Source organism: Bradyrhizobium sp. Ce-3 (assembly GCF_022835695.1).
In the GTDB taxonomy this organism is placed as follows: Bacteria; Pseudomonadota; Alphaproteobacteria; order Rhizobiales; family Xanthobacteraceae; genus Bradyrhizobium.
In genome coordinates this window covers 501,162-526,944 of the sequence record NZ_BQUV01000006.1, presented here as the reverse complement: position 1 = coordinate 526,944, position 25,783 = coordinate 501,162, and the positions used below count along the sequence as shown (strand labels likewise).

The following is a 25,783-nucleotide window of genomic DNA, read 5'->3' as shown; positions in this document are numbered from 1 at the left end:
ATCAGCCGGTCAGGCCGGCAGCCCTGCCTTGAGCAGGCCGGCCTCGTAGCGCGCCCGGTCGGGTTCGCGCTTGTAGTGCTGGGTGGCCAGATGAGCGGCGATCGTGAAGCCCGGCTCGCGCTTCAGCACCTCGGCGGTATGCGCGGCAGAGGCGACCGCATTGCCCATCTGCGCCAAGGTCGCGGCGAGGAAGGCGTGATGGGTGTGATCGGGCCGCGTGATCCGCGAGAACGCCTCGGCCGCGTCGGCGTATTTCTCGGCGCAATAGCAGGCCCGGCCGAGATGGCTCCAGAAGCGCTCCGGGTGGAACGGATTGAGGCGCATCGCCCGCTTGATCCAGTCGATGCCCTCCTCCGGCCGCCCGAGCCAGGTCAGGAGCTCGCCCTGCTGGACGACGACCAGATCGTAGTTCGGGTTGAGCGCGAGCGCGCGCTCCTGATGGAACGCCGCCTTGTCATGATCGTCGCGGTTGAGATTCAGCGCGGCGAGGATCCGGTGCACGTCGCTGTCATTGTCGTCGAGCTTGAGTGCGATCTCGAGCTCCGATGCGACCTGCAGGAAGGTCGCGTCGCGGTCCTCGCACCAATTGTAGACCCAGGTCTGGCCGAGCACGCAGGCCCGCCAGGCGTGGGCATGGGCATAGTTCGGATCGAGCACGATGGCCCGCTCGAGCAGACGCTGAGCCTCCGCATTGTCGTCCCGCGCCGAGCGATGATGCAGCACCTTGGCGGCCAGCACGCATTCATAGGCCGCCATGTTGTCGGTCGGCTTGCGCTTGACGCGATCATGCGCGGCGGCCTCGAGCCGCCCCGGCAAGGTCGCCACGATCGCCCGCGTCATCTCGTCCTGGATCGCGAAGATATCGGCCAGCTCGCGGTCGTAGCGCTCGGCCCAGACGTGGCGGTCCGCCACGGCATCGATCAGCTGCACCGTGACGCGGATCCGGCCGCCCGCCTTGCGCACGCTGCCCTCCAGCACATAGTCGACGGCGAACTCCTTCGCGACGTCCTGCACCTTCACGGCCTTGCCCTTGTACACGAAGGTCGAGTTGCGCGAGATCACGAGCAGATCGTGGAAGCGCGACAATTCGGTGATGATGTCCTCGGTGAGCCCGTCGGCGAAGAATTCCTGCTCGGGATCGCCGCTCATATTGGCCAGCGGCAGCACGGCGATGGAAGGCTTCTTGGCGACCACGGGTGCCGCTGTCGCGCTCTTCACCCGCTCGGGAGCGTTGTCGGAGTCCGATTCGAGGTGGACGCGAAAGACCCGGATCGGCCGCGCGATGTTCTTGACGGCCTGATCGCCGAGATCCTCGAAGCTCAATCCCTCCAGCCGATCGCCGACCTGATCGCGGACCGCACCCGAAATGCAGATGCCGCCGGGCTCGGCCAGCGTCTCCAGGCGCGACGCGACGTTGACGCCGTCGCCGAAGATATCGGCGCCGTCGACGATCACATCGCCGAGATTGATGCCGATGCGAAACTGCATCCACCGCGCCGGCGCGACGTCGGTATTGCGCTTCGCCATCCGGCTCTGCACCTCGGCCGCGCATAGCACCGCGTCGACGACGCTGTGGAATTCGACCAGCAGGCCGTCGCCGGTGGTCTTGATGATGCGGCCGCGATTCTTGGCGATGGCCGGATCGATCAGCTCGATCCGATGGGTCTTGAGGCGCGCAAGGGTGCCCGTCTCGTCGGCCTCCATGAGGCGGCTATAGCCGACCATGTCGGCGGCGAGGACCGCAGCGAGCCGGCGCTCTGGTCCTGGCACGTCCATCTGAACGATCTGCCCGGTTACCTCGCCGGCAGTCTAGCAAATCCCGCGATTTCACCCAAGCCTTGGGAGGGGCCTTGGGAGGGGTCTTGGCAGGGACCTTGGGAGGTACCTTGGGTGAGTGTCTTAAGTGAATGCCTTGGACGAGCGTCGTGGCCGGGTTGCCTTGGCGGGGCCCGAAATGCAGGCTGGCGAAGGTCGGTCTCAGCCACATCGACCAGGGATCAAGCATGGCCGCAACGCTCACAGGCATCTCCTCGATGGCGACCCGTCAGATCCTGACGGAGCTCGGCAAGGCCTACCGGAAGGAGACCGGACAGACCATCAGCATCGAATCCGTGGGCGGCGTCGATGCCGCCAGGCGGGTTCGCGCCGGTGAGGCCTTCGACCTCGTCGCGCTTGCGGACGACGCCATGAAACAGCTCGATACGGACGGCTTGCTCAGGCCGGGGAGTTGCGCTGGCTTCGCGAAGTCGGCCATCGCGGTTGCGATCCATGCGCAGGCCGAGCGGCCGGATATGTCCAGCGAGGCGAGCCTGAGGGCAGCCGTGCTCGCAGCCAAATCGGTTGGATATTCGACCGGCCCGAGCGGAGCTCACATGCTCAATCTCCTGAGACGATGGGGCATCGAACACGCGCTGTCGGACCGGCTGGTCAAAGCGCCTCCCGGCATTCCGGTCGGGACCCTGGTGGCACGCGGCGAGGCCGAGCTCGGCTTTCAGCAGCTGAGCGAATTGCTCGACGTCCCCGGCATCGCGGTCGCCGGACCCCTGCCCCCCGAGGTTCAGTCCGTGACGTTGTTTTCGTGCGCGGTCTGCGCCACCGCCGCCAACGAGGCCGGCGCACGCGACTTGATCAGGTACCTGACATCCGCGGACGCCGACGCGGCGAAGCGTCGTTATGGCATGGAGCCGGCGTGACGAAGGTCACGGGGCGAACGGCCAAGCACGTTACGCCCCGGCACGGCACTCCGAGCGTTAGAGCATCCCAAGCGCCTGCATGTAGGTCTCCAGGATGGTCTCCTGCTCCTGGCGCTCGTTGGCGTCCTGCTTGCGCAGGCGCACGATGGTGCGCAGCGCCTTGACGTCGAAGCCGTTGCCCTTGGCTTCGGCATAGACGTCGCGGATGTCGTCCGAGATGGTCTTCTTTTCTTCTTCCAGCCGCTCGATACGCTCGATGATGGACCTGAGCTGGTCCTTGGCAAATCGCGTTGCGGGCTCATCCTGAACGGCGGCAGACGTGGTGGCCATCGCGTACTCCTGAAATGGCATTGAATGGTCGCGCGAATACGCGCCACGCGCACCGCTTGCTGCGGGCGACCCTCGATTTTGGAGCGCGTTCCGTCAAGGAAACATCGCGCTCATCCACAGCGCGCCCACAGGAGATGCTGAGGGCTACGGAACTGATGTCACAGAGGCCGGGATTTAATGGCCGCCTTGGGCCTTCTTCATCGCCGCGAGCTGCTCCGGCGTTGCGCTGCCCTGATACTTCGCCTTCCACTCCTCATAGGGCATGCCATAGACCGCCTCGCGGCTCTCGTCCTTGCTCACCGCAAGGCCCTTGGCGTCGGCCTCTTCCTTCATCCAGTTGGACAGGCAGTTGCGGCAGAAACCGGCAAGGTTCATCAGGTCGATGTTCTGCACATCGGTCCGGTCGCGCAGGTGACTGACGAGGCGCCGGAAGACCGCGGCCTCAAGTTCCGTTCTGGTTTTGTCGTCAATACTCATGATCGTGATCCCGGTGTGATGCGCTCACCATATTGATATCAGGTGGGAATTGTCACAGATTTTGCCATATCCGCGCGCAATACGGAGCTGTCCGGCCACATTGGCCACAGTCCCACAGCGTGGGAGACGGGCGCCAGCCCGTTGACAGTGCCTGCCCGGCACGCGAAATCGTCAATGGTTTGATATAGCTTCGCCGCATGAGCCCAACAGATTCTCTCGCCTCAGCTCCCCGCAATATCCGCCTGATCCTGGCCGGCCTCCTGCCGGTGCTGGCGCTTGTCGCGGCCTGTCTGTGGACGAGCCCGGCGGCCGCCGATTTCCGGCTCTGCAACAACACATCAAGCCGCGTCGGGATCGCGCTTGGCTACAAGGACGCCGAGGGCTGGACCACCGAGGGCTGGTGGAATGTGTCGTCGCGGACCTGCGAGACCCTGCTGCGCGGCAATCTTGTCGCGCGCTACTACTACATCTACGCTCTCGATTACGATCGCGGCGGCGAATGGTCCGGCCAGGCCTTCATGTGCTCGCGCGACAAGGAATTCACCATCAAGGGTACCGAGAATTGCCTAGCGCGCGGCTTCGACCGCACCGGCTTCTTCGAGGTCGATACCGGCGAGCAGCGTGCATGGACCGTCCAACTGACCGAAGCCAACGAACAACAGCCGCAGAAAGTACCGGGAATGCCGGGCGGCGTGGGCCCAGGAAGCCCCGGCGCGATGCCGGGCCTGCCGAATCCGCCGCCGGGCGCAGCGCCTCCGGGCGCGTCTGGTCTGCCGCCAGCCGCACCACCCGGAAACAAACCATGAGACGCCTGCGCCGTATCAAGATCCTCGCAACGCTCGGCCCGGCCTCCTCCGACAGCGCGATGATCCGCAAGCTGTTCGAAGCGGGCGCCGACGTGTTCCGCATCAACATGAGCCATACCCCGCACGACAAGATGCGGGAGCTGGTCAAGACCATCCGCAACGTCGAATCGAGCTACGGTCGGCCGATCGGCATCCTGGTCGACCTGCAAGGGCCGAAGCTGCGGCTCGGCGCCTTCGCGGAAGGCTCGACCCAGCTCAAGAACGGCCAGAGCTTCATCCTGGATTCCGACAAGACGCCGGGCGACAACAGCCGCGTCCAGCTTCCGCATCCGGAGATCCTCGCGGCGCTCCGCCCCGGCCACGCCCTGCTGCTCGACGACGGCAAGGTGCGGCTGATCGCCGAGGAGACCTCGCCCGACCGCGCGGTCACGCGCGTCGTGATCGGCGGCAAGATGTCGGACCGCAAGGGCGTCAGCCTGCCCGACACCGACCTGCCGGTTTCGGCGATGACCCCGAAGGACCGCGCCGACCTCGAGGCCGCGCTGCCGGAGGGAATCGACTGGGTCGCGCTGTCGTTCGTGCAGCGCGCAGAGGACGTCATCGAGGCCAAGAAGATGATCCGCGGCCGCGCCGCCGTGATGGCCAAGATCGAAAAGCCGCAGGCGATCGACCGCCTCGCCGACATCATCGATGCGGCGGATGCGCTGATGGTGGCGCGCGGCGATCTCGGTGTCGAGCTGCCGCTGGAGCGGGTGCCGAGCCTGCAGAAGCAGATGATCCGGATGGCGCGCCGCGCCGGCCGGCCGGTGGTGGTCGCGACCCAGATGCTGGAATCGATGATCCAGTCGCCGGTGCCGACCCGCGCCGAAGTCTCCGACGTCGCCACCGCCGTCTACGAAGGCGCCGACGCCATCATGCTGTCGGCGGAGTCCGCCGCCGGCAAATTCCCGGTCGAGGCGGTCTCGACCATGAACCGCATCGGTGAGGAGGTCGAGCGCGACCCGACCTATCGCAGCGTGATCAACGCGCAGCGCGTCGATCCCGAGGCGACCGTGGGCGATGCCATCGCCGACGCCGCGCGGCAGATCGCCGAGACGCTCGACCTGTCGGCGATCATCTGCTGGACGTCGTCGGGCTCGACCGCGATCCGGGTGGCGCGCGAGCGGCCGAAGGTGCCGGTGGTCGCGATCACGCCGAATCTCGTCACCGGGCGCAAGCTGTCGGTGGTGTGGGGCGTGCATTGCGTGGTCGCCGAGGACGCCCACGATCTCGACGACATGGTCGATCGCGCCGGCTCGATTGCGTTCCGCGACGGCTTTGCCAAGGCCGGCCAGCGCGTCATCATCGTCGCCGGCGTGCCGCTGCGTGCGCCCGGCACCACCAACATGCTGCGCATCGCCTCGGTCGGCCCGAACGGCGACGCGCAGCTGTAGCGTGACCCGGACGCAACTGTAGCAATCAGCCCTGCAACGACGCGTCGAGCGTGATCTTGGTGTTGAGCAATTTCGACACCGGGCATCCGGCCTTGGCCTTGCCCGCCAACTCCTGGAACGCCGCATTGTCGGCGCCAGGGATCTTCGCCGACAGCGTCAGGTGCACGGCGGTGATGGCAAAGCCGTCGGCGACCTTCTCCAGCGTCACGTCGGCCTTGGTCTCCATGTGCTCAGCCGTGAGCTTGGCTTCGCCGAGGATCAGCGACAGCGCCATCGTGAAGCAGGCGGCATGCGCCGCTCCGATCAGCTCCTCGGGGTTCGAGCCGGGCTTACCCTCGAAGCGGCTGGCGAAGCCGTAGGGGTAATCCGCGAGCGCGCCGCTCTTGGTCGAGATCGCGCCCTTGCCGTCCTTGATACCGCCCTGCCATTTGGCCGAGCCGTGGGTCGTCGTCATGCGTTGCTCCATCAGATTGGTTGAACCCAGCCCGCGAAGCTACAACGCCAATGCGACAGAAGTGTTCGCCGCGCCGCCTGGCCTCTCTTTGGCCTGATGGCCTCAGGCGCCGACCAGCGCCTTTGCCGGGGTGGTCGCCTGCACCACCAGACCGCGCGCGCGCGCGTCCATCACCCCGACCGCGCGCAGCGCAAGCAGCGTCACGGTCTGCACCGCGTCGCGCAGCTTGATCGGGTCGTCGAGATTGCTTGGCGCCAGCGGGCCGACCAGCGCCTCGTGCAGCGCGCCGAGCAAGGCGGTGGCGGCCAGCGCGGTGTCCTGCGCCGGCAGATGGCCGGCACGCACGGCGGCATCGATGCGCATGGCAAGCTCGCCGGAGATGTCGCGGCGGCTGGCGAGGCGCGAGGCGGTGACGTCGACATCGACCGGCTCGGCCAGGATGCCCCAGGCCAGCTTGCGCTGCGACAGCACATGGACCGCAATCGTCGTCACCGCGGCCGCCAGCGCCGACGACGGTCCCGGCGCGGCATCCGCAGCGCGGCGGATCGCGGACAGCTCGTCGCGGGAGACCTCCGTGATCAGTTCCGAGATCAGTTCGGCCTTGGACGGGAAATAGCGATAGACCGTTCCGGCCGCCACATTGGCCCGCACCGCGACCGGTGCGATCTGGACCGCCGCCATGCCGCCCGCCGCCGCCGCGTCGCGCGCAGCCGACAGGATGGCGCTGCGCCGGGCAGCCAGCCGTTTCACGACCTGATGAGTTCGCCGGTAGACCATGGCGTTCCGTCCCCCCACCGTGCGCCCAGACCGGCGCCCACCGGCAGAACACACGCGTCTTCAATGTTTTGCACGATTGATCCCGCAATCGTCCGAAGAAGTGAACAACTATTCAGACTGAATGACAAGCTGGAATTGTAAGGATTTTTTGCAACCTCGGCTGCTACCTCCGATTGAGCCGGAGGCGCTCCGGCCCAAGGATACCCCTGATCGGCCAACGGGAATCGAGTGACGCGTCGCGCCGGCCGGCGGCCCCTTCGCGAGCGGATCAGGGCCGCGATAGTAAATCGCCCGCTAACCCGATCGCTCGAAATCGCGGCATCCTTTCTCTCGCGCGTCCTTGGCATCGCGGCCGCCCGCATTTACCCGAATTTATCGGAAGCCGTGGTCGAGTGCGGCCGGCGTCACGCGTGGCGTTGCCTCTGGATGTATTTCGGCCGAACCAAGAAAGCGCATGTCACTGTCGATCACCAGCAGCGTGAGCAGCCGTAGCGCGGCACGAGGGCTGGTGCCGCTGTGCGCCGCCGTCGGCGCCTACCTGTTCTATCTCTCGGCCGGCGAGATCCTGCTGCGCGATTCCGACTCGATGTGGCAGATCCGGGTCGGCCAGTGGATCCTCGACCACGGCGCGATGCCGACCACTGACGTTTTCTCTTTCACCCGCTTCGGTGAGCCCTGGATTTCGAGTTCGTGGCTGTCGCAGGTGGCGTACGCGCTCGTCTATGGCGGCGATTGGGCCGGACCGGTAATCCTGACGTCGATCGCGATCGGCGCGACGGTTGCGGTCTTCCTGCATCTGTTGAGCCCGTATTTCGATCCGGCGCGTGCGATCCTGATCGCAGCGCTGGCACTGCTGTTGTCGACGATCCACTTCTTCGCGCGGCCCCACGTGTTGGCGCTGCCGGTGCTGCTGGCGTTCATCGGCGGCCTGATAGCATCAGCGGATCGCCGCGCCTCACCATCGTGGTGGCTGCTGCCGCTGATGACGTTGTGGGCCAATCTGCATGGCGGCTTCGTGCTCGGCCTGGCGTTGATCGGGCCGATTGGCCTTGAGGCGGTCTGGAGTGCGGAGCCCGGCCGCCGCCGTCAGCTCGTGGTGCGATGGGGCTTGTTCGGCCTCGCTGCGCTGGCCGCGAGCTGCGTGACGCCCTACGGCTGGAATAGCCTGCTCGGCGCGACCAAGATCCTCAACCTCGGCAAGCTGCTGACGCTGATCGGGGAATGGAAGCCGGCCGATTTCAGCAAGCTCAGCTTCTTCGAAGCCACGCTGCTCGGCCTGATCGGCCTCATCTGCTATCGCGGGCTGACGTTGTCGGTGCCGCGCATCCTGCTGCTGCTCGGCCTGATCTGGATGGCGCTGAGCCATATCCGCAATATCGAGGTGTTCGCGTTCATCGCGCCGCTCGTGCTCGCCAAGCCGATGGTCGAACAATGGGGAATGGCACGCGCTGCGGCCTCCCGCTTCGATGAGACGCGCCCGGTCCCCGTCGTCACGATCCTCGCTGCCATCGCGATGGTGCTCGGCGCGTGGCTGACGACGACGAGCTTCGTCGCCCAACATCCGTTCAAATTCCTGCCGGCGTTCTCGCCGGTTGCCGCGGTCGACGTGCTTCAGCAGCACAAGGCGCAGCGCGTGTTCAGCACCGCACCGTTCGGCGGCTACATGGTGAGCCGCGACATGAAGGTGTTCATCGATGGCCGCGCCGAGCTCTACGGCGAGCAGTTCGTGCTCGACTATTACGCCGCGCTCGACGCCCGCGACGTCGGGCAGCTGCTGGACCTGCTCGACAAGTACCGGATCGACGCCACGCTGCTGAGCGCGGACTCGCCGGCCGGAAACGCGCTGGATCATCTGAAGGGCTGGAAGCGGCTGTACAGGGACGATATCGCCGTCATCCATGTGCGGTCGGATGACACGAAGGCAGGCGCGGTACCGGCGACTGAGAGTGCGAAGTAGCCTCCCTCGAGCATTGCGCTGAACTGCAGCGCCGCTCTACGTCCGTCACCCTGAGGAGCGCGAAGCGCGTCTCGAAGGGTCGACGGCCACCAGCGGGGCCGTCCATCCTTCGAGACGGCGCTACGCGCCTCCTCAGGATGATGGGTTATGGTGTGGACCGCCGCGTTCAAGCGCGTTCAACCTCCACCCTAATTCCCCGTCTGAAGCTCGCCGAAGCGGTCCCAGGTCTTGCCGTTGAAGCGCATCAGCTGCATTTGGTCGACCGGCACATGGTCGGCCGGCGACGTGTTGACCTTGATGCCCGGCAGCAGCATCGGCAATTCCAGATTCTTGATCGCGAACGCCTGGCGCAGGATGTTGTCGGTCGAGAGATCGTCGCCGCAAGCCTTCAGCACCGCCTCCAGCGCCATCGCGCTGTTGTAGGCGTTGACGTAGTTGGTGTCGTGCTGGTCGCCCTCAGGCACGAATCTGGTCATGAAGTCGCGCCAGCCCTTCATGCCGGGGTCATCCTTCCAGGCCGGATCGTCCGGGTCCTTCACATAGGCGGTCGAAATGATGCCGGTGCCGGCCTCGACGCCGGCCGGCTGCATCACGGTCGAAATCCACACCGCGGTGTTGGAGAGGAAGGTCATCGGCCGCCAGCCGATCTCATAGGCCTTGCGGATCGACTGCGCCGCGAATTTCGGGGTCGCCGCGATCACGAAGACGTCGGCATTGGTCGCCTTCAGCTTGACGATCTGGGAGTCGATCGTGGGATCCGTGATCTCATAGGTCGCAACGGTGACGAGCGAATCATACTTCTCGCCGAGCACGTCCCTGAGGCCGGCGAGATAGTCGCGGCCGTAATCGTCGTTCTGCGAGATGACAGCGAATGTCGCGCTCGGATTCTTCGCCAGCGCGTAGCGCGCATAGAGCCGGGCCTCGTAGCGGAACGGCGCCTGCACGCCCATCGTCGCCTGCGGGAATTGCGTGACGTCGCCGAATTTCGAGGCGCCGGAGGCCAGGAACAGCTGCGGGATGTTCTTGCCCTGCAGGTATTTTGCGATCGCCGTGTTGTGCGCGGTGCCGATCGAGGAGAAGATCAGCGCGACCTCGTCGCTCTCGACGAGGCGGCGGGTCTGCTCCACCGTCTTCGGCGGCGCGTAGGAATCGTCCAGCGAGATGAAGTTGATCTTGCGGCCGTTGATTCCGCCGCGCTCGTTCAGCATCCTGAAATAGCCGGCCTCGCCCTTGCCCAGCGCGCCGAACGCCGACACCGGCCCGCTATAGGGCATGGTCTGGCCGATCCTGATTTCGGTCGAGGTGACGCCGCGCATCTCGGCAGCAAAGGAAGCGGCGGGCAGCAGCAGGATTGAAATGGCGCCAAGCGCGCCGAATGCCTTGCGCATCGGCCTCCCCTCCCCCTTTTTCTTGCCGCATCGTCAAATGACGCGGCGGTGCCGTTTGACGGCTTGGCCGGAGGATGCCACGTCGCCCCGACGGTGGCCAAGCAGATTCGCCGCGGCGAGCTCAGCGCTGGCCGCGCGCCTTGAGGGGGATCACGAATTTCAGGCCCGACCACACCGCATCGACGGCGCAGACCTTGATGTCGACCAGGCCGGAGGCAAGCCCGGCCTCGCGCACCGCCCTGTCGTCGAGATCGGTCGCGACGCCTGAGCTCTTGCCTGAGCTCTTGCCTGAGCTCTTGCCTGAGCTCTTCTTGGGCCACGACACCCAGATCATGCCGTCGGGCGCGATCACCTCGCGGTAGCGCTCAAGCTTGGCGCTGAGCCCCTTGGCCTCGACGGCGAACAGATGCACGGCATCGAGCGGCGCCCGCGCGGTCTTCATAAGCCGCATGCCGGTGGGAAGTTCGCCGACGATGTCGCGATAGGGGACGGACAACCCGTCGACAAAAATACAAAAGCCCGGCTTGAGGCCGAGCTTTTGCACAATCGGTTTGCCGGAAGGGCCGGCCATAGCGGGCGAGGCTTACGCCTGCGGCTGCGGCTCCAGGCCGGTGTCCGGATCGGGACGCGGGCGCGACTTGCCGGCCGGCGGCACGGCGGAGGCGCGCGGCGTCGACGGCTCCAGCACCGACTCGCGGTTGGGCTTCTTGCCCTTCAGCAGGTCGATGATCTCATCGCCGGTCAGCGTCTCGAACTCGAGCAGGCCCTTGGCCAGCGCTTCGAGGTCGCCGTGCTTCTCGGTCAGGATCCGGGTCGCTTCCTTGTAGCCTTCCTCGACCAGGCGCTTGATCTCGGAGTCGATCTTCTGAACCGTCGCCTCGGACGCGTTCTGGGTGCGCGAGACCGACATGCCCAGGAACACCTCGTCCTGGTTCTCGCCATAGGAGACGGTGCCGAGCTCTTCCGAGAGGCCCCAGCGCGTCACCATCATGCGGGCGAGGCGGGTTGCCTGCTCGATGTCGGAGGCGGCACCCGAGGTCACCTTCTCGCGGCCGAAGATCAGCTCTTCCGCGACACGGCCACCCATCATGATGGCGAGGCGCGAGGTCATCTGCTCCAGCGACATCGACAGCTTGTCGCGCTCCGGCAGCTGCATCACCATGCCCAGCGCACGGCCGCGCGGAATGATGGTCGCCTTGTGGATCGGATCGGTCGCGACGACGTTGAGGCCGACGATGGCGTGGCCGCCCTCGTGATAGGCCGTCAGCAGCTTCTCTTCCTCGGTCATGACGAGCGACTTGCGCTCGGCGCCCATCATCACCTTATCCTTGGCCTCTTCGAACTCGGCCTGCGTCACCATCCGCTTGTTGCGGCGGGCGGCGGTCAGCGCGGCCTCGTTGACGAGGTTCATCAGGTCGGCACCGGAGAAGCCCGGCGTGCCGCGCGCGATGGTCTTGAGGTTGATATCCGGCGCCAGCGGCACCTTGCGGACGTGGACCTTGAGGATCTGCTCGCGGCCGACGACGTCCGGATTCGGCACCACCACCTGGCGGTCGAAGCGGCCGGGGCGCAGCAGCGCGGGATCGAGCACGTCGGGACGGTTGGTCGCCGCGATCAGGATCACGCCCTCATTGGCCTCGAAGCCGTCCATCTCGACCAGCAACTGGTTCAGCGTCTGCTCGCGCTCGTCATTGCCGCCGCCGAGGCCGGCGCCGCGGTGACGGCCGACCGCGTCGATTTCGTCGATGAAGATGATGCAGGGTGCATTCTTCTTGGCCTGCTCGAACATGTCGCGGACACGGCTCGCGCCGACGCCGACGAACATCTCGACGAAGTCAGAACCGGAGATGGTGAAGAACGGCACATTGGCTTCGCCCGCCACCGCGCGCGCGATCAGCGTCTTGCCGGTGCCGGGAGGGCCGACCAGCAGCACACCGCGCGGAATCCGTCCGCCGAGCCGCTGGAACTTGCCGGGGTCGCGGAGGAATTCGACGATCTCCTGCAGATCCTGCTTGGCCTCGTCGACACCCGCGACATCCTCGAAGGTAACGCGGCCATGCGCCTCGGTCAGCATCTTGGCGCGCGACTTGCCGAAGCCCATCGCCTTGCCGGCGCCGCCCTGCATCTGCCGCGACAGGAAGATCCAGACGCCGATCAGCGCGATGAACGGCAACCAGGAGACGAGCAGCGAGACGAACCACGGCACGTTGTCGCCGGGCGCCTTCGCAGTGATCTGCACCTTGGCGTCATAGAGACGCTTCACCAGCGACGGATCGCTCGGCGCGTAGGTCTGGAAGCTGGTGCCGTTGTTGAAGGTGCCGTGAATCTCCGGCCCCTGGATCACGACGTCGCGGACATGGCCCTGATCGACTTCGGTGAGAAGCTGCGAGAACGAGATATCCGAGGACGACGAGCGCTGACCGGGATTCTGGAAAAGCGTGAACAACGCCAGCAACAGCAGGACAATGATGACCCAGAGGGCGAAATTCCGCAAATTGGCGTTCATGGTCTTCCTTCGTGGTCGCGCGGATCGCGGCCTCTCTCTAATCCTTGGGCAGGCTCTGTGGGAATCCCCAGGGAATCCATCCCGTCGATGCCTTACAATCTAGGTGCCGCTGGGGTCGATGCCAAGGGAACCACGCACGACTATTTACCGCATCCTAGCGCGATTCCCGGTCAAAAAATGGCGCTGAATCCGGTGTTTTTCCGGGGTGGTTAAGCCCCCTTGCCGGATTATGACAGCGATTGAAACAATCGAACCCGGCTTAGCGGGAACGTGTCCGGCGGGGCGGCGCCGGGCTGATCCTGATATGGCCGGCGACGACGCTGATGACGGCTCCGGCAAGCGTCTGTTTCAGCTTGGATTCGCGTTGTCCCACAGCCCCGTTCAAGGCCTCATCGAGCGCTCCGAGCAGGGTTTCGACCTTGCCGAGCTCGGCCGGCCCCTCATGTCCGGTGCGGTCGATGACGCGCTTGAGGAGACGAAGGCGGACCTCCTCGGGCATCGCCGCGAATAGCGCGGCATCGAATCCGGTGCCGGAGTTATCCTCGCTTTTCAACGCAAGATTGCGCTCGGCGCCGTCGACCAGCAGCTCCAGCGCGGCGTTGGCGCGCGCGAGCCGCGCGGCAAGCCGCGCCAGGTTCCGCGCGTCGCCGCCCTCCTTCGCGAGCATCGGCATCAGTGCGCGGAGCCGCGGCCGCGTGAAGGACGGATCGCGATTGGTCGGGTCGTCGGCAAATCCGATGCGCGCCTTCTGCAGCGTTGCGATCAGCTGCGCCTTGGCGATATCGAGCAGCGGCCGCGTCAGCATGACACCGCAGCGCTCGGTCTCGCGCGCCATCGCCGAGAGGCCGGCGACGCCGCTGCCACGGAGCATCCGCATCAACAGCGTCTCGGCCTGATCGTCACGGGTGTGCGCGGTCAGGATATGCGTGGCGCCGTGCCTGCGCGCGGCTTGCACGAGCAGGCGGTAGCGCGCCTCGCGCGCGGCCGCGGGGACGCCGGTGCCGGGCTTGGGCCCGCGCCAGCGTAGCGTGTGATGCTGCAGGTCGAGACTGTGCGCGAGCCGCTTGACGTCACGCGCCTCGCGCGACGCCTCCGGACGCAGGCCGTGATCGACGGTGACCGCCACCAGCCGCGGTCCCTGCGTCAGCGCGCGGCGCCAGCGTGCGGCCAGCCACATCAGCGCGACTGAATCCGGACCGCCGGACACCGCAAGCACGATCGCCGGCGCACGCGCGAGGCCTGCGAACAGGCGCTTGGCGTCCCTTGCCGGGATGGCGGATTGGTCGTCGGGCATCACAGAACCAGCAGGTCGGGGAAAGGCCGGAAGCGGCCTTCCCGTGCTGGTTTAGCACTTCACGCGCTTTTGCTCGCGGTCAACCGCAGCCTTGACCCCGCCGGAGGCGCGCGGGTACTTGCGCGTGATCTCGCCGAACGCGGCGCAGGCGGCTTCCTTTTCCTTCAGCGCCGCCAGCGACTGGCCGAGCCGCAGCAAGGCATCGGGCGCCTTCGCGGACTTGTCGAACTTGGTGGTCACGCCGAGGAAGGTTTCCGCAGCGTCACGATACTGCTGACGCTGGAAATAGCTTTCGCCGAGCCAGTATTGCGAATCCGCCACCAGCGGATCGCTCGGATACTTCTGGGCGAAGTTCTTCATGGTCTCTTCGGCAAGCGCATAGTCCTTGCGCTGCATGTAGCCGATGCCGAGATCGAACTCGTCCTTCGAGGTGGCCGACGGCGGCAATGTGGTCAGGGCCGCGCTTGCGCCGGGAGCTCGCTGCGGACTGGTGTTGCCGAGTTCGAGCGGCTCGCCCGCCCCGCGACCGCCCGGAGCGCCGACCTGCGCATCGCTTGGCATCGGCATCTGGCCGCCGCCGAGCGCGCGCGGCACCCCCGGAGCATTCGGGTTCTGGTTCGGATCGAAGGCATCGCCGCGGCTGCGGCGGCCGGGAGCCGCCGCAGGTGCCGACTCCTGCACGATCGGCGCGGGGCTCGCGATCTGCTGCTGGTCATAGCCGCCCTGCGGCTGGCGGCCGTAGCCCTGCTGCGGTTGCCCATACCCCTGCTGCGGCTGGGCGTAGCCCGGCTGCGCCTGCGGATAGGCCTGCGGCTGCTGCGCCGGCGGCACCGCCGCGACATTGGGCTGACCTGCCGGAGCCTGTCCGGGTGCGCCGGGCTGGCCGCCGAGCTGACGCAGCCGCTCCTCGAGCTGGCGGTTGCGGTATTGCAGTTCCTCGTTCTGGCCGGTCAGCTGCCGCAGCTGGTTTTCGAGCCGCTCGATCCGCATTTCGGCATCGGAATCGTCGGACTGAGCAAACACTGGTGCGGAAACGGCGAACAGCGCCGCGATCGCCGCGGCGGAGGAAAGAAAATGAAGCCTGGATGACATTTTGCCCTGACGACGAGATCGACGTGAAAAGCGAGCGACATTGAAAGACGGAGTACGCCGGAATTGTGACTGGCACTTCAAATCCGGGACGGCGTCGCGGACACCGGTTTAGTACGGACGCTGGAACAAGCAAGCGGCCAATTGGGCGCAGTGTCGTTCATCTTGATGAAGGCCTCGCCGGGGCCTGCATGCAGCCAAAGCAAAACCGGCGCCCGAAGGCGCCGGCTTGAAAAAATCGATCGAGGATCGCCTCAGGAGCTGGCGTTCAGCACGGTGACGGCGCGACGGTTCTGCGACCAGCAGGAGATGTCGTTACAAACCGCGACCGGGCGCTCCTTGCCGTAGGAGATCGTGCGCATGCGGCTCGGATCGATGCCGCGCGAGGCAAGGTAGGAGCGAACCGACTGGGCACGGCGGGCGCCGAGCGCGATGTTGTATTCGCGCGTGCCGCGCTCGTCGGCATGACCTTCGATGGTGAAGGAATAACGGTTGTAGGTCTGCAGCCACTGCGCCTGCTTGTCGAGGGTCGCAGTCGCCTGCGGGCTGAGATCGGTCTGATCGCTCTCAAAGAACACGCGGTCGCCGACATTGACCACGAAATCCTGCTGACTGCCCGGGGTCGCGGCGCTCGCCATCGCACCATCGGCGCCCATGCCGTTCTTGTTGGCGCAGGCCCCCATCGACAGCGCCACCGCCAGAACCGCAACCAGCTTCATACCCTGGAGATAATTCATTCCCGGAGCCTCCAACGCTCACGCTCTTCGTACTACCCAATCGGTCTACAGGGCGATGGTTAAGCGAACGTTCCGTCAACCTTGACGAGACCTTGCTAGACCCCATCAAATGCCAGGCAATGGCGAAAAGCGCCCCCGATGGTTAATGGGTGGCAAATGTGGCGCGATGGTGAAGGGAAGGCAAGGTTCGCGGGAACCGGCCGCTTTTGCAGGACAATTCGACCCGCGCGCAACAGGTGGTCGGCGTCAGATCGATCAGAATGCCGATTTTCTCAGGGATTCGGCACAATCGAGGCACGCTCGAACGGCCGGACCATCCCGTCGGCCTGCAATTGACCTTCCCGATCGAACAGCATCCGCCGCTCGAAGGCACTCGAGCGCAGGAAGGGATAGCGGGCAAGCACGCGCTCCCGCACCGTCGGCAGATGCGACGCCATCAGGCCGACCGGCTTGACGAGCCCGGGATAGAGCCGCGGCTCCGACCAGGTCTCGTGCAGGAACACGCGCCGATAGAACGCCATGTGCTCCGGCCGGACCGGCGCGAGGCCGTAATCGGCATTGAAATGCACGCCGGCGGTCGAGCCGAGCCGCACCGTGACATAAGGCAGTTCCGGATTATTCCGCGCCTTTTCGGGATCGGCCACGAAGCGCGTCGAATCGATGAACACAAGGCCCTGATCGAGCTTCGGCAGCAGTATGTCGCCGAATACGTCGAGTGTCGGCGAGGAGCGCCACTCCGGTGTCGCCACGGTGATGCGGATCGAGCTGCAAAGCTCGCCATGCAGATAGACGCCGAACACCCAGGCGTTCGGCGCATCATCGAACGCATCGACAATGCGCTCGTCCGCCGAGGGCCGGATCGCGCCTTCGCGCAGATAGGCGCGATAGCGAAGCCGGTAGATCTCGTCTTTCTGTTCCGGGGTCTGAGCGAGACGGTAGTCGACTTGGTCGAGGGGGTCCGCAAGCCTTCCTGTCGCGGGCTTGATGGCTTCGGCCGCGGACCTCATGCAGTACTCCCTAACAACCCAACAACTTCAACGCGCGAGCCAAAAGATTAACAGCTTCTTAATTTTCGTCAAAGCAATCGAGGCAATACAGTTAACCTGTGACCGCAAGGGTGCACTTCAAATCGTGCAGTCGAGGGCTATCACAACTGTCGATTGAGCTTATTGCGCTGGATCAAGCAATCGAGCGCGAGGGAACCACGTGCAGCTGCTCGTCAGTCCGCCGGCCATGCGAGGCGTTGAGCAGCTGGCGGATGCGCACCGCGGGAACCGGCCGGCTGAACAGATATCCCTGTGCCTCGGTCACCGCGCCATCGGCGCTGATCAGTTCGAGCTGCTCATTGGTCTCGATGCCCTCGACCACGACCGACATGCCGAGATCCGCCGACAGCCGCGCCACGCCGCGCAGCAGGGTCAACGGGCGATCGCTGTCGATGCCTTCGAGGAAAGAGCGGTCGATCTTGACCTTCTGCAGAGGGAAATTGTGCAGGTAGCTGAGCGACGAGTAGCCGGTGCCGAAATCGTCCAGCGAGATCCGCACGCCGAGCGAACGCAGCTGCGACAGCACATCGTGGGTCAGCTCGGTGTTGTGCAGCAGCGAGGATTCGGTGATCTCGATTTCGAGACGGTGCGCCGGCAGGCCGGAGACCTCGAGCGCGTAGCGAACCTCGCTCAGCACGTCGCGCTGATGGAATTGCTGCGGCGAGAAATTGACCGCGACGCTGACAGCTTCCGGCCACTTCATGCATTCCATGCAGGCCTTGCGCAGGATCCAGCGGCCGAGGTCGACGATCAGGCCCATGTCCTCGGCGACCGGAATGATGTCGACCGGAGAGACGGTGCCGCGCGCCGGATGGTTCCAGCGCAGCAGCGCCTCGCAGGTCGAGACCTTGCCGGACTTCAGATTGATCAGCGGCTGATAGAACAGCTCGAATTCCTCGTTGGCCAGCGCCTTGCGCAGATCGAGCTCGAGGATGCGGCGGGCCTCGACGGTTTGCGCCATCTCGTCGCGGAAGAAGCAGAAGGTGCCGCGGCCGTCGGCCTTGGCGCGATAGAGCGCCATGTCGGCGTTCTTCAGCAGGGTGTCGGCACCGACGCCGGGCGCCGTCATCGCGATGCCGACGCTGGCGCCGATCTCGACCAGATGATTGTCGATCTTGTAGCGCTCGCTGAGGCGGTCGACGATGCGCCGCGCCAGCGCGGCGGCGTCCTCGTGCGAGTGGATATTCTGCTGGAACACGACGAACTCGTCGCCGCCGAACCGCGCAACGAAATCCTCCGGTCGCAGCATCTCGCGCAGCCGTTCGGCGACCGCGCAGAGTAGCTGGTCGCCGCAGGGATGCCCGAGCGTATCGTTGACCTGCTTGAACTGGTCGAGGTCGACGAACAGCAATGCGGAGCGATGCTCGCCGTGCTGCATGGCGAGCAGCCGGCCGATCTCGTCGCGGAAATTGACCCGATTGGGCAGCGCGGTGAGTTCGTCATACCGGGCAAGGTGGCTGATCCTGGCCTCGGCGTCCTTGCGCTCGGTGATGTCCTCGACCAGCACCACCGTGCCGCCGCCGGCCATCGGCTGGAACGTCCAGTCGAGCGAACGGTTCTGCGCCGGATCGGGGTCGCTGGTGACGATGTCGCCGCGCTGCGAGCTCTCGATCTCGTAGAGGATCTGCTGCGCGGCGGCGGCCGAGATCGCACCGGACAGCACGCAGGCATTGCAGATGTCGGTCGCGCTGGCGCCGCGCTGCACGAAATCCTCCGACAGCTGCATCATCTCGATGAAGCGGTGGTTCATCACCGCGAGGCGGCCGTCGGCGGAGAACATGCACAGGCCGTGCGGCATGTTGTTGAGCGCGGTATCGAACTGGCCCGCCAGCGCCGCCTCCCGCTCCTTGGCGATCCAGGCATTGACGTAGATCCGTTGCAGGCTCGTGGTGAGGTGGCGGATGGCGCTGAAGAACACCAGGCTGAGCAGCGCAAGCGCGATGTGATAGGGACCACCGACATACATCAGCGCCACGATCAGCGGACCGATCGACATCAACAGATGCAGATGGAAGATCTGCGGCCGGCCGAACGTGCGTCCGACCCCCGCCGAAGTGTAGGCGACCACGGTCGTCACGCAGAGCATGTGGGCTGCGGCATCGTTGGTCGTGACCAGGACGGCGGCGCCCCACAGTCCGAGCGCAATGCCGTAGGCGAGGCTGCCGATCCGGTAGCGCTTCTCCCACGCCTCGGACTCCTCGACGGTGAGCCGGGAATTGCGCTGCTGGTAGCGGTACATCTGCCACGCGCGCGCCAGACCCACCACGATGAACAGCGGCACGCACAGCCAGGACAACAGATTGCCGGTGACGAACGCAATCACGGCGCCCGCAATGGCGGGGCCGAAAGCGCCGAAGACCATGGGCGCGGGGTTCATGAACAGGGAATCGACCAGCGCCGCCGATATCGTCGGCGACATAGACTGGTCCGGTTCTCCCGTCTGACTTGCAAACTGCATTGTGAGAGCGCGCGTCCTTTTCAGCTCGCACTCTTACTGATCGCAGGTGAAGTCTTTCTGAGGGAATATCGTTAGCGAGTCCTTGCCACGGCCCATTGATAGCCGAAATTCGGCATAAGATTCAGTGCGCTAGGTAAGAAGTGCTGAGCGCCCCGGGGTTCCCCTGAGCAGCTCTGCGTGAGTGTCACGACAGCAGCGGCGACCACGCGGGATCGGAGGCAAAACCGGGCGTCGGCACCCTGAGCTCGTTGCGCCCGGAGACGTCGATGGTGAACAGCGACGGGCCACTATTGCCGCCGGGATCGCGGAAGAACATCACGACGCGCCCGTTCGGGGCAAAGGTCGGGCCTTCGTTGTGGAAGCCCGAGGTCAGGATCCGCTCGCCCGAGCCGTCGGGCTTCATGATGCCGATCGCGAACTGCCCGCCGCCCTGCTTGGTGAAGGCGATGTAGTCGCCGCGCGGCGACCACACCGGCGTCGAATAGGTGCCGTCGCCGAACGAGATGCGCTGTGCCGCGCCGCCGGTTGCCGGCATCACATAGATCTGCGGCTTGCCGCCGCGATCGGATTCGAAGCACAGCCGCGTGCCGTCGGGCGCGTAGGACGGCGAGGTGTCGATCGCCGGCGTATCGGTCAGCCGCGTCATCGACTTCGAGCGCAGATCCATCACGAACAGGTTGGAGTTGCCGCCCTGCTGCAGGCTCATGATCACGCGCTGGCCGTCGGGCGAGAAGCGCGGCGAGAACGACATGCCCGGGAAGTTGCCGACGATCTCGCGCTGGCCGGTCTCGATGTTGAGCAGATAGACCCGCGGGTCGCCCTGCCCGAATTCCATATAGGTGATTTCCTGGGTCGACGGCGAGAAGCGCGGCGTCAGCACGAGGTCCGAGCCGCGAGTCAGATAGCGCACATTGGCGCCGTCCTGGTCCATCAGCGCGAGCCGCTTGACGCGACGGTCGGCGGCGCCACTCTCGTCGACGAACACGACGCGGGTATCGAAATAGCCTTTCTCGCCGGTCATCCGCTCGTAGATCTGGTCGGAGATGATGTGCGCGATGCGGCGCCAGTATTCGGCCGAGGTGTCGTACTGCTGGCCGGCGAGTTGCTGGCCGGTGTTGACGTCCCAGAGGCGGAATTCCGCCTTCACGCGCCCGTTGCTCTGGCGCGTCATGCGGCCGGTCACCAGCGCCTGCGCGTTGATGCTCTTCCAGTTGTTGAAGTTCGGCGCCGCGTCGATGTTGATCTGCTTCTCGAGATAGGCGGCCTGATCGATCGGCGCGAACAAGCCGCTGCGCTTCAGGTTGTTGGTGATGACCTGCGTGACGCCGACGCCGACTTCGGCGTCGCCGGGCGTGCCGGCCGCGAAGTTCGGGATCGCGATCGGCACCGGGGCGAACTCGCCTTCCGGAATCGGAATTCGCTTCGGGCCAGCCTGCCCGAAAGCGCTCCGGCTTCCAGCAAGGGCGCCGACGGCGGCGAGTCCGGAGATCATTTGTCGACGGTCGAGGCGAAATTTCATGGTCCGCAAATCATTCGTGTTGGTCATTGTCGGTAACTTTTGCTTGCCGTTGGCCAGGCGACGCGGTTGTCCTCAGGTCTTCCGTTCTGTGAACACCGGCGCGAAATACTTCCATTCCTCGAAGAAAGCGGCCGGCAGTTTATACGGCTGGCATTCGATGATCGCCCGCAGCGCGCTCTCTTGATAGACGCGCAAATAGGGCGTTCCCGGTGTGCCTTCCGGCACCGGCGGCGCTTCGAGCTTGCCCTCACGGTTCAACTTGATCTCGAAAACGGCCTCGGTCTGCTGTGCCTCGATGCCACCATAGGGCTTCTTCCAGCAACGCTCGACCTGCTGCTTGAACATCGCCCCCCAAGTCGCGGAGTTGTCGGCGGCCTTGCCCTTCGCCGTGCCGAGCGCAGCGTTGGCATTGAGCGCATCGCCGGTCGCCGCGGCGCGCGTCGGATCGCGCTTGTCGAGCAGGGCAGCGATCTTGCTCTGGTCGAAGGTGCGCTCTTTCGGCTTCTGCTCCGGCGGCGGCTTGGCGGCCTGCTGGACCGGCTTCGGCGGCGGCTTCTTCTCTTCTTTCTTGATCGCTTCCGCGATCGGGTCAGGCTTCACCGGATCGGGCTTCTTCTCGACCGGCTTCGGCTCTTCCTTTGGCTTGTTCTCGACCTTCTTCGGCGGATCCGGTTTCTTGTCTTCCGGCTTCTCCACCTTCGGCGCCGGCTGCGGCGCAGTTTCGGTCACCACCGGCGGCTTCTTTTCGTCAACCTTGCCGACGGTGTCGTCGACCGGCTTGGCCTCGGCGACCTTGTCGACCAGCGGCTTGGGATTTTCCTTCTTGCCGTCCTTCTGGCCGGTCATGACGTGCGACAGCTGATCGGCGGAGATCACGTCAACCGCGACGGACTCTTCTTCCGGCATCACGTATGCTCTGGTCGAAAACGACACGAGGCCCCACCCGATCACGAGGACGTGCAGGGCAATCGACGCCGCCAGTGTCTTGTCGACCTTGACCTTCAAATCAGGCTTCCCCGTGCCTTGGCATGGTGGTTATCCGCCTTCCGGGATGATGACGATATTCGCCTTGAATCCCGCGGCCCGGACCTCCCCGAGCAACTTCATCATATCCGTGTAACAGACATCCTTGTCGCCGCGCAGATAGACCACTTTTTCGGCATCCGACCGGGCGTCCCCGATCGCCTTGATCTTGGCCGGAAAATCGGCGGCCGTGACCGGCGCGTCGCCGAGATAGAGCTCGACATTCGAGTTGCAGCCCCCGCCGGTGCGCTTGACCGACAGCGTCAGCGGCGGCTGGTTCGACGAGATCGACTTGCCGCCGCTCGCGACCGGCAGGTCGATGTCGATATTCGACGTCATCAGCGGCGCCGCGACCATGAAGATGATCAAGAGCACCAGCATCACGTCGACCATCGGCGTGACGTTGATCTCGGCCATGACCGGCTTGCGCCCGCGGCGGCGTCTGCCACCGCCGCCAGACCCTGCCATGCTCATCGCCATGATCGTACGCTCACAACAGTGACCATCGTGACCATCATTGATCTCAGCCCCGCTCGTCGATCTGACGCGACAGGATGGCGGAGAACTCGTCGGCGAACCCCTCCAGGCGGGCGGCCTGCCGGTTCACCTCCGAGGTGAACTTATTGTAGAAAATAGTCGCCGGAATTGCGGCAATCAGGCCGATTGCGGTGGCAAACAGCGCTTCCGCGATACCTGGCGCCACCACCGCCAGAGAGGTGTTTTTCGAGGCCGCGATCGACTGGAAGCTCGACATGATGCCCCAGACGGTGCCGAACAGGCCGACAAAGGGGCCGGCCGAGCCGACGGTCGCCAGCACCAGGAGCCGGCGTTCCAGCCGTTCCACCTCCCGGGCGATCGAGACGTTCATGACCTTCTCGATTCTGGCCTGCAGACCGGCAAACGACCGCGACTGGCTCTCGAAGGAGCGCTTCCACTCCCGCATCGCCGCCACGAAACAGGCCGCCATCGACTGGGTCGGCTTGGCCGAAAGCGCCCGGTAGAGCTCCTCGATCGACTGGCCGGACCAGAACGCCTGCTCGAACTTGTCCATCGCCCGCTTGGTGCGGGCGTAAAGCAGGATCTTGTCGATCGCGATCGCCCAGACCCACACCGAGCAGGACAGAAGTCCCAACATCACGCATTTGACGACCCAATGGGCCTGCCAAAACAACGCGATGAGCGACACGTCGCTCGATGCCAGTGGCAGAGTTGACTGCGCCACGTCGGCGGGATTCATCGGCAATATCCTCTCAACGCAAGTGTCCCAATCAGGCGGGCCGCCAATCGGCACCCCTTCCACGGCCGCGCGCCCGGCGCGGCAAAACTGCGCGAGAGCCTCTTACATCTGTCGCATGGGGGGCCCGTCCAAAGCCGGGCCCTGCTTCCCCTGCCAAGATGTCAAAACGAGGGCTTTTCACGCGGCATTCCGACCCTAACCAAACGCTAATCATGGTTAAGGCGAGGTTACCAAAGGGAAATTTGAGGGCGGGAAACGCCAGTGGCGGAGGCGGTTGGCGGGTTCCGGAGATGAATGGATTGCGGCGTTTGGGCGCGGGCGCCTCCTCCCCTTGCGTCGTCCTGGCGAAAGCCAAGACCCCATAGCCACCGCGCGCGGTGATGAACGGCATCGCGGCCCCAGCGGGCGCGCGTGAGGGACGCATCGGGCAGGGCTCCCTCCCCCCTTGCGGGGGAGGGCTGGGGAGAGGGGTGCCACACGATGCGGCCTCTCCGTATTCGTCACGACGACAAGCGAACAAGTTGCGAGAGCGGTGCACTTATCGATCAGTTCGCCCGGGGCCACCCCTCTCCCCACCCTCTCCCGCAAGGGGAGAGGGAGCCTGCGAGGCGTGCGCACCTCACGATGGAGAAAGACTCAGGTCAAATGCCGCACGATCGCAAGCCCGGCAAACAATCCCATGATCGACAGTGCCACCGAGCCCGCCACATACAGCGCGGCAAGGCCGAGTTCGCCGCGCTCATAGAGCAGCGCGGTGTCGAGCGAGAACGCCGAGAAGGTGGTGTAGCCGCCGAGGATGCCGGTCATCAGGAACAGCCGCCACGGTTGCGAGGCCTCGCCCTTGAAGGCGAGATAGCCGGCGATCAGGCCCATCACGGTCGAGCCCGTGATGTTGATGATGAAGGTGCCATAGGGAAACGCGGTGCCGATGCAGCGCGCGCAGGTGACGTTGATCAGCTGCCGCAGGGTTGCGCCGAGGCCGCCGCCGAAGAAGACGAGGAGATAGCTTGTGAGTTGCCCCATGCGGGCTTTGTGCCGCAGGGCCGCGACAGTCGCAAGGAAACAAAAAGGGCAGCAGTTGATCCTGCCGCCCTCTTCCAAAACAACTCTCGCCGTCATTCCGGGGCGGTCCGCAGGACCCAACCCGGAATCCATTCATCCACCGAACGTGCGGCCCGATGGATTCCGGGCCCGACGCTGCGCGTCGCCCCGGAATGACAAGATCAGCCGGCCTTGCCGAACAGCTCGTCGACGTAATCCCAGTTGACCAGGCTGTCGACGAACGCCTTCAGATAGTCCGGACGGCGGTTGCGGTAGTCGATGTAGTAGGAGTGCTCCCAGACGTCGACGCCGAGGATCGGCACCGCGCCGTGGACCAGCGGGTTCTCGCCGTTCGGGGTCTTGGCGATCTCGAGCTTGCCGCCCTTGACCTGCAGCCAGGCCCAGCCGGAGCCGAACTGGCCGACGCCGGCAGCGGCGAAGTCGGTCTTGAACTTCTCGAAGCCACCGAGGTCCTCGTTGATCTTCTTCTCCAGCCGGCCGGGCAGCTTGCTGCCGCCGCCATTCGGCTTCATCCACTTCCAGAAGTGGATGTGGTTGTAGTGCTGGCCGGCATTGTTGAAGACGGCCGCGTTCTTGCCGAACGAGCCCTTCACGATCTCCTCGAGGGACTTGCCTTCGAATTCGGTCCCCTTGATCGCGTTGTTGCCGTTGGTGACGTAGGCCTGATGATGCTTGTCGTGGTGAAACTCCAGCGTTTCCTTGGACATGTAAGGCGCAAGGGCGTCGTGGGCGTAGGGCAGATCGGGTAGCGTGAAGGTCATGGGGTAATGTCCAACAGAGGGTGGGAGACTACACTTAACGGGTCCCCCTTATAGAAGGTTCCACGGCGGAGAAACACCGCATTTTCGGATCGTGTATGACAGATCGGCACAGCCGAAGACCGGACCAGGACCCAACGCGATGAGCATCGAAATCGACATTCTCAACGGAGATGCGTCGTGGCGGCGCGCCGAGCCGCTGCTGCGGGCGGTCTGGAGCCCTGATGTCATGGAGAACAAGCCTTGGGCCGATATCGAATGGGCCCACGCCGATCTGCGCGTGTTTCTCGACGCGCCCGACGACGGCGGGCTGGCCTGCCATGTCGGTATCTATTTCCGGACCATCACCTGGAATGGCCACAAGGTGCATGTCGGCGGCATCGGCGGGGTTGCGACCCGCGCGGACTGCCGGCGGCGCGGCTATGCGTCGCTCGCGTTAGATGCCGCCGTGCACACCATTCGTGCCAATGACGCGGTGAAATTTGCAATCTTATTCTGCGAGCCGCACAATTTCGCATTCTATCAGGCGCGCGGCTGGCATCCTTTCACCGGCGATGTCACTTGCGAGCAGCCCTCGGGGAAGATTCGCTTCGAGGCAATGGCGCCGTTCGTCAACGACATCGTCCGCGCGCCGCGCCAGGGCAAGATCGACCTATGCGGCCTGCCGTGGTGACCCCTGCGCGGGTGCGGGTGGCGAGGACCTCTCCAGACTCGTAACATGTCAATCATCATTTATTGA

24 protein-coding genes are annotated in these 25,783 nt (G+C 65.1%); 5 read left to right on the top strand and 19 right to left on the bottom strand.

What is annotated here, in order from left to right:
• Positions 1-9: 9 nt before the first annotated feature.
• Positions 10-1,776: an adenylate/guanylate cyclase domain-containing protein gene (locus tag BRSPCE3_RS23235; protein WP_244068592.1), complete on the bottom strand. Its 1,767-nt coding sequence runs from the start codon at positions 1,774-1,776 to the stop codon at positions 10-12.
• Positions 1,777-2,003: 227 nt separating this feature from the next.
• Here BRSPCE3_RS23235 and BRSPCE3_RS23230 point away from each other — a divergent pair, with 227 nt between their 5' ends.
• Complete coding sequence (locus tag BRSPCE3_RS23230; RefSeq protein WP_244068590.1) at positions 2,004-2,693, top strand: substrate-binding domain-containing protein; 690 nt, start codon at positions 2,004-2,006, stop codon at positions 2,691-2,693.
• Between the two features lie 57 nt (positions 2,694-2,750).
• On the opposite strand, the gene BRSPCE3_RS23225 is transcribed toward BRSPCE3_RS23230, so the two are convergent.
• Positions 2,751-3,023: a DUF2312 domain-containing protein gene (locus BRSPCE3_RS23225; protein ID WP_050422683.1), complete on the bottom strand. Its 273-nt coding sequence runs from the start codon at positions 3,021-3,023 to the stop codon at positions 2,751-2,753.
• 174 nt (positions 3,024-3,197) lie between these two features.
• The gene (locus BRSPCE3_RS23220) at positions 3,198-3,500 is read right to left on the bottom strand and encodes a DUF1244 domain-containing protein (protein ID WP_244068589.1); all 303 of its coding nucleotides are present in this window, start codon (positions 3,498-3,500) and stop codon (positions 3,198-3,200) included.
• Between the two features lie 197 nt (positions 3,501-3,697).
• Here BRSPCE3_RS23220 and BRSPCE3_RS23215 point away from each other — a divergent pair, with 197 nt between their 5' ends.
• Positions 3,698-4,306, top strand: coding sequence for a DUF1036 domain-containing protein (locus tag BRSPCE3_RS23215; protein ID WP_137478965.1), 609 nt, complete (start codon positions 3,698-3,700; stop codon positions 4,304-4,306).
• Positions 4,303-5,739, top strand: coding sequence for a pyruvate kinase (gene pyk / locus BRSPCE3_RS23210; RefSeq protein ID WP_244068587.1), 1,437 nt, complete (start codon positions 4,303-4,305; stop codon positions 5,737-5,739). The genes BRSPCE3_RS23215 and pyk overlap by 4 nt, the downstream gene beginning before the upstream one ends.
• Before the next feature lie 25 nt (positions 5,740-5,764).
• Here pyk and BRSPCE3_RS23205 read toward each other — a convergent pair whose 3' ends face one another.
• Together BRSPCE3_RS23205 and BRSPCE3_RS23200 are read right to left on the bottom strand one after the other, a co-directional pair.
• A complete protein-coding gene (locus BRSPCE3_RS23205; protein ID WP_128971061.1) occupies positions 5,765-6,193 on the bottom strand; it encodes an OsmC family protein in 429 nt (142 codons plus the stop codon).
• A gap of 102 nt (positions 6,194-6,295) precedes the next feature.
• The gene (locus BRSPCE3_RS23200; protein WP_021078615.1) at positions 6,296-6,970 is read right to left on the bottom strand and encodes a TetR/AcrR family transcriptional regulator; all 675 of its coding nucleotides are present in this window, start codon (positions 6,968-6,970) and stop codon (positions 6,296-6,298) included.
• Between the two features lie 454 nt (positions 6,971-7,424).
• On the opposite strand from BRSPCE3_RS23200, the gene BRSPCE3_RS23195 reads away from it, so the two are divergent.
• A complete protein-coding gene (locus BRSPCE3_RS23195) occupies positions 7,425-8,927 on the top strand; it encodes a hypothetical protein (RefSeq protein ID WP_244068585.1) in 1,503 nt (500 codons plus the stop codon).
• A gap of 188 nt (positions 8,928-9,115) precedes the next feature.
• On the opposite strand, the gene BRSPCE3_RS23190 is transcribed toward BRSPCE3_RS23195, so the two are convergent.
• From BRSPCE3_RS23190 to BRSPCE3_RS23125, 14 genes are all read right to left on the bottom strand, one after another.
• Positions 9,116-10,315: an ABC transporter substrate-binding protein gene (locus BRSPCE3_RS23190; RefSeq protein ID WP_244068583.1), complete on the bottom strand. Its 1,200-nt coding sequence runs from the start codon at positions 10,313-10,315 to the stop codon at positions 9,116-9,118.
• A 121-nt stretch (positions 10,316-10,436) separates the two neighbouring features.
• Positions 10,437-10,859, bottom strand: coding sequence for a DUF3052 domain-containing protein (locus BRSPCE3_RS23185; RefSeq protein WP_244068581.1), 423 nt, complete (start codon positions 10,857-10,859; stop codon positions 10,437-10,439).
• A 39-nt stretch (positions 10,860-10,898) separates the two neighbouring features.
• Complete coding sequence (gene ftsH / locus BRSPCE3_RS23180) at positions 10,899-12,821, bottom strand: ATP-dependent zinc metalloprotease FtsH (RefSeq protein WP_244068579.1); 1,923 nt, start codon at positions 12,819-12,821, stop codon at positions 10,899-10,901.
• Positions 12,822-13,080: 259 nt separating this feature from the next.
• Positions 13,081-14,115: a tRNA lysidine(34) synthetase TilS gene (gene tilS / locus BRSPCE3_RS23175; protein WP_244068577.1), complete on the bottom strand. Its 1,035-nt coding sequence runs from the start codon at positions 14,113-14,115 to the stop codon at positions 13,081-13,083.
• Positions 14,116-14,166: 51 nt separating this feature from the next.
• Positions 14,167-15,207 (bottom strand): tol-pal system protein YbgF, encoded by a 1,041-nt coding sequence (gene ybgF / locus BRSPCE3_RS23170; protein WP_244068576.1) that lies wholly within the window; start codon positions 15,205-15,207, stop codon positions 14,167-14,169.
• A 251-nt stretch (positions 15,208-15,458) separates the two neighbouring features.
• Entirely contained in the window at positions 15,459-15,941 is a 483-nt protein-coding gene (pal, locus tag BRSPCE3_RS23165; protein WP_244068574.1) for a peptidoglycan-associated lipoprotein Pal, read from the bottom strand.
• Between the two features lie 272 nt (positions 15,942-16,213).
• The gene (locus BRSPCE3_RS23160) at positions 16,214-16,948 is read right to left on the bottom strand and encodes a hypothetical protein (RefSeq protein ID WP_244068572.1); all 735 of its coding nucleotides are present in this window, start codon (positions 16,946-16,948) and stop codon (positions 16,214-16,216) included.
• Between the two features lie 172 nt (positions 16,949-17,120).
• The gene (locus BRSPCE3_RS23155; RefSeq protein WP_244068570.1) at positions 17,121-19,445 is read right to left on the bottom strand and encodes an EAL domain-containing protein; all 2,325 of its coding nucleotides are present in this window, start codon (positions 19,443-19,445) and stop codon (positions 17,121-17,123) included.
• Positions 19,446-19,629: 184 nt separating this feature from the next.
• On the bottom strand, positions 19,630-20,964 hold the full coding sequence (tolB, locus tag BRSPCE3_RS23150) for a Tol-Pal system beta propeller repeat protein TolB (protein ID WP_244068568.1): 1,335 nt from the start codon (positions 20,962-20,964) through the stop codon (positions 19,630-19,632).
• Between the two features lie 72 nt (positions 20,965-21,036).
• Entirely contained in the window at positions 21,037-21,969 is a 933-nt protein-coding gene (locus BRSPCE3_RS23145; RefSeq protein WP_244068565.1) for a protein TolA, read from the bottom strand.
• Positions 21,970-21,999: 30 nt separating this feature from the next.
• Complete coding sequence (locus BRSPCE3_RS23140; protein WP_028340645.1) at positions 22,000-22,467, bottom strand: biopolymer transporter ExbD; 468 nt, start codon at positions 22,465-22,467, stop codon at positions 22,000-22,002.
• A 43-nt stretch (positions 22,468-22,510) separates the two neighbouring features.
• Positions 22,511-23,224 carry a protein TolQ gene (gene tolQ, locus BRSPCE3_RS23135; RefSeq protein ID WP_016846954.1) on the bottom strand — a complete coding sequence of 238 codons (714 nt, stop codon included), beginning with the start codon at positions 23,222-23,224 and terminating at the stop codon, positions 22,511-22,513.
• Between the two features lie 636 nt (positions 23,225-23,860).
• Positions 23,861-24,247 (bottom strand): fluoride efflux transporter CrcB, encoded by a 387-nt coding sequence (crcB, locus tag BRSPCE3_RS23130; protein WP_244068563.1) that lies wholly within the window; start codon positions 24,245-24,247, stop codon positions 23,861-23,863.
• Between the two features lie 200 nt (positions 24,248-24,447).
• Positions 24,448-25,047, bottom strand: a complete 600-nt coding sequence (locus BRSPCE3_RS23125) for a superoxide dismutase (protein ID WP_021078629.1) — start codon at positions 25,045-25,047, stop codon at positions 24,448-24,450.
• 139 nt (positions 25,048-25,186) lie between these two features.
• On the opposite strand from BRSPCE3_RS23125, the gene BRSPCE3_RS23120 reads away from it, so the two are divergent.
• Positions 25,187-25,717 carry a GNAT family N-acetyltransferase gene (locus tag BRSPCE3_RS23120; protein WP_244068561.1) on the top strand — a complete coding sequence of 177 codons (531 nt, stop codon included), beginning with the start codon at positions 25,187-25,189 and terminating at the stop codon, positions 25,715-25,717.
• The last annotated feature ends 66 nt before the right edge of the window (positions 25,718-25,783 follow it).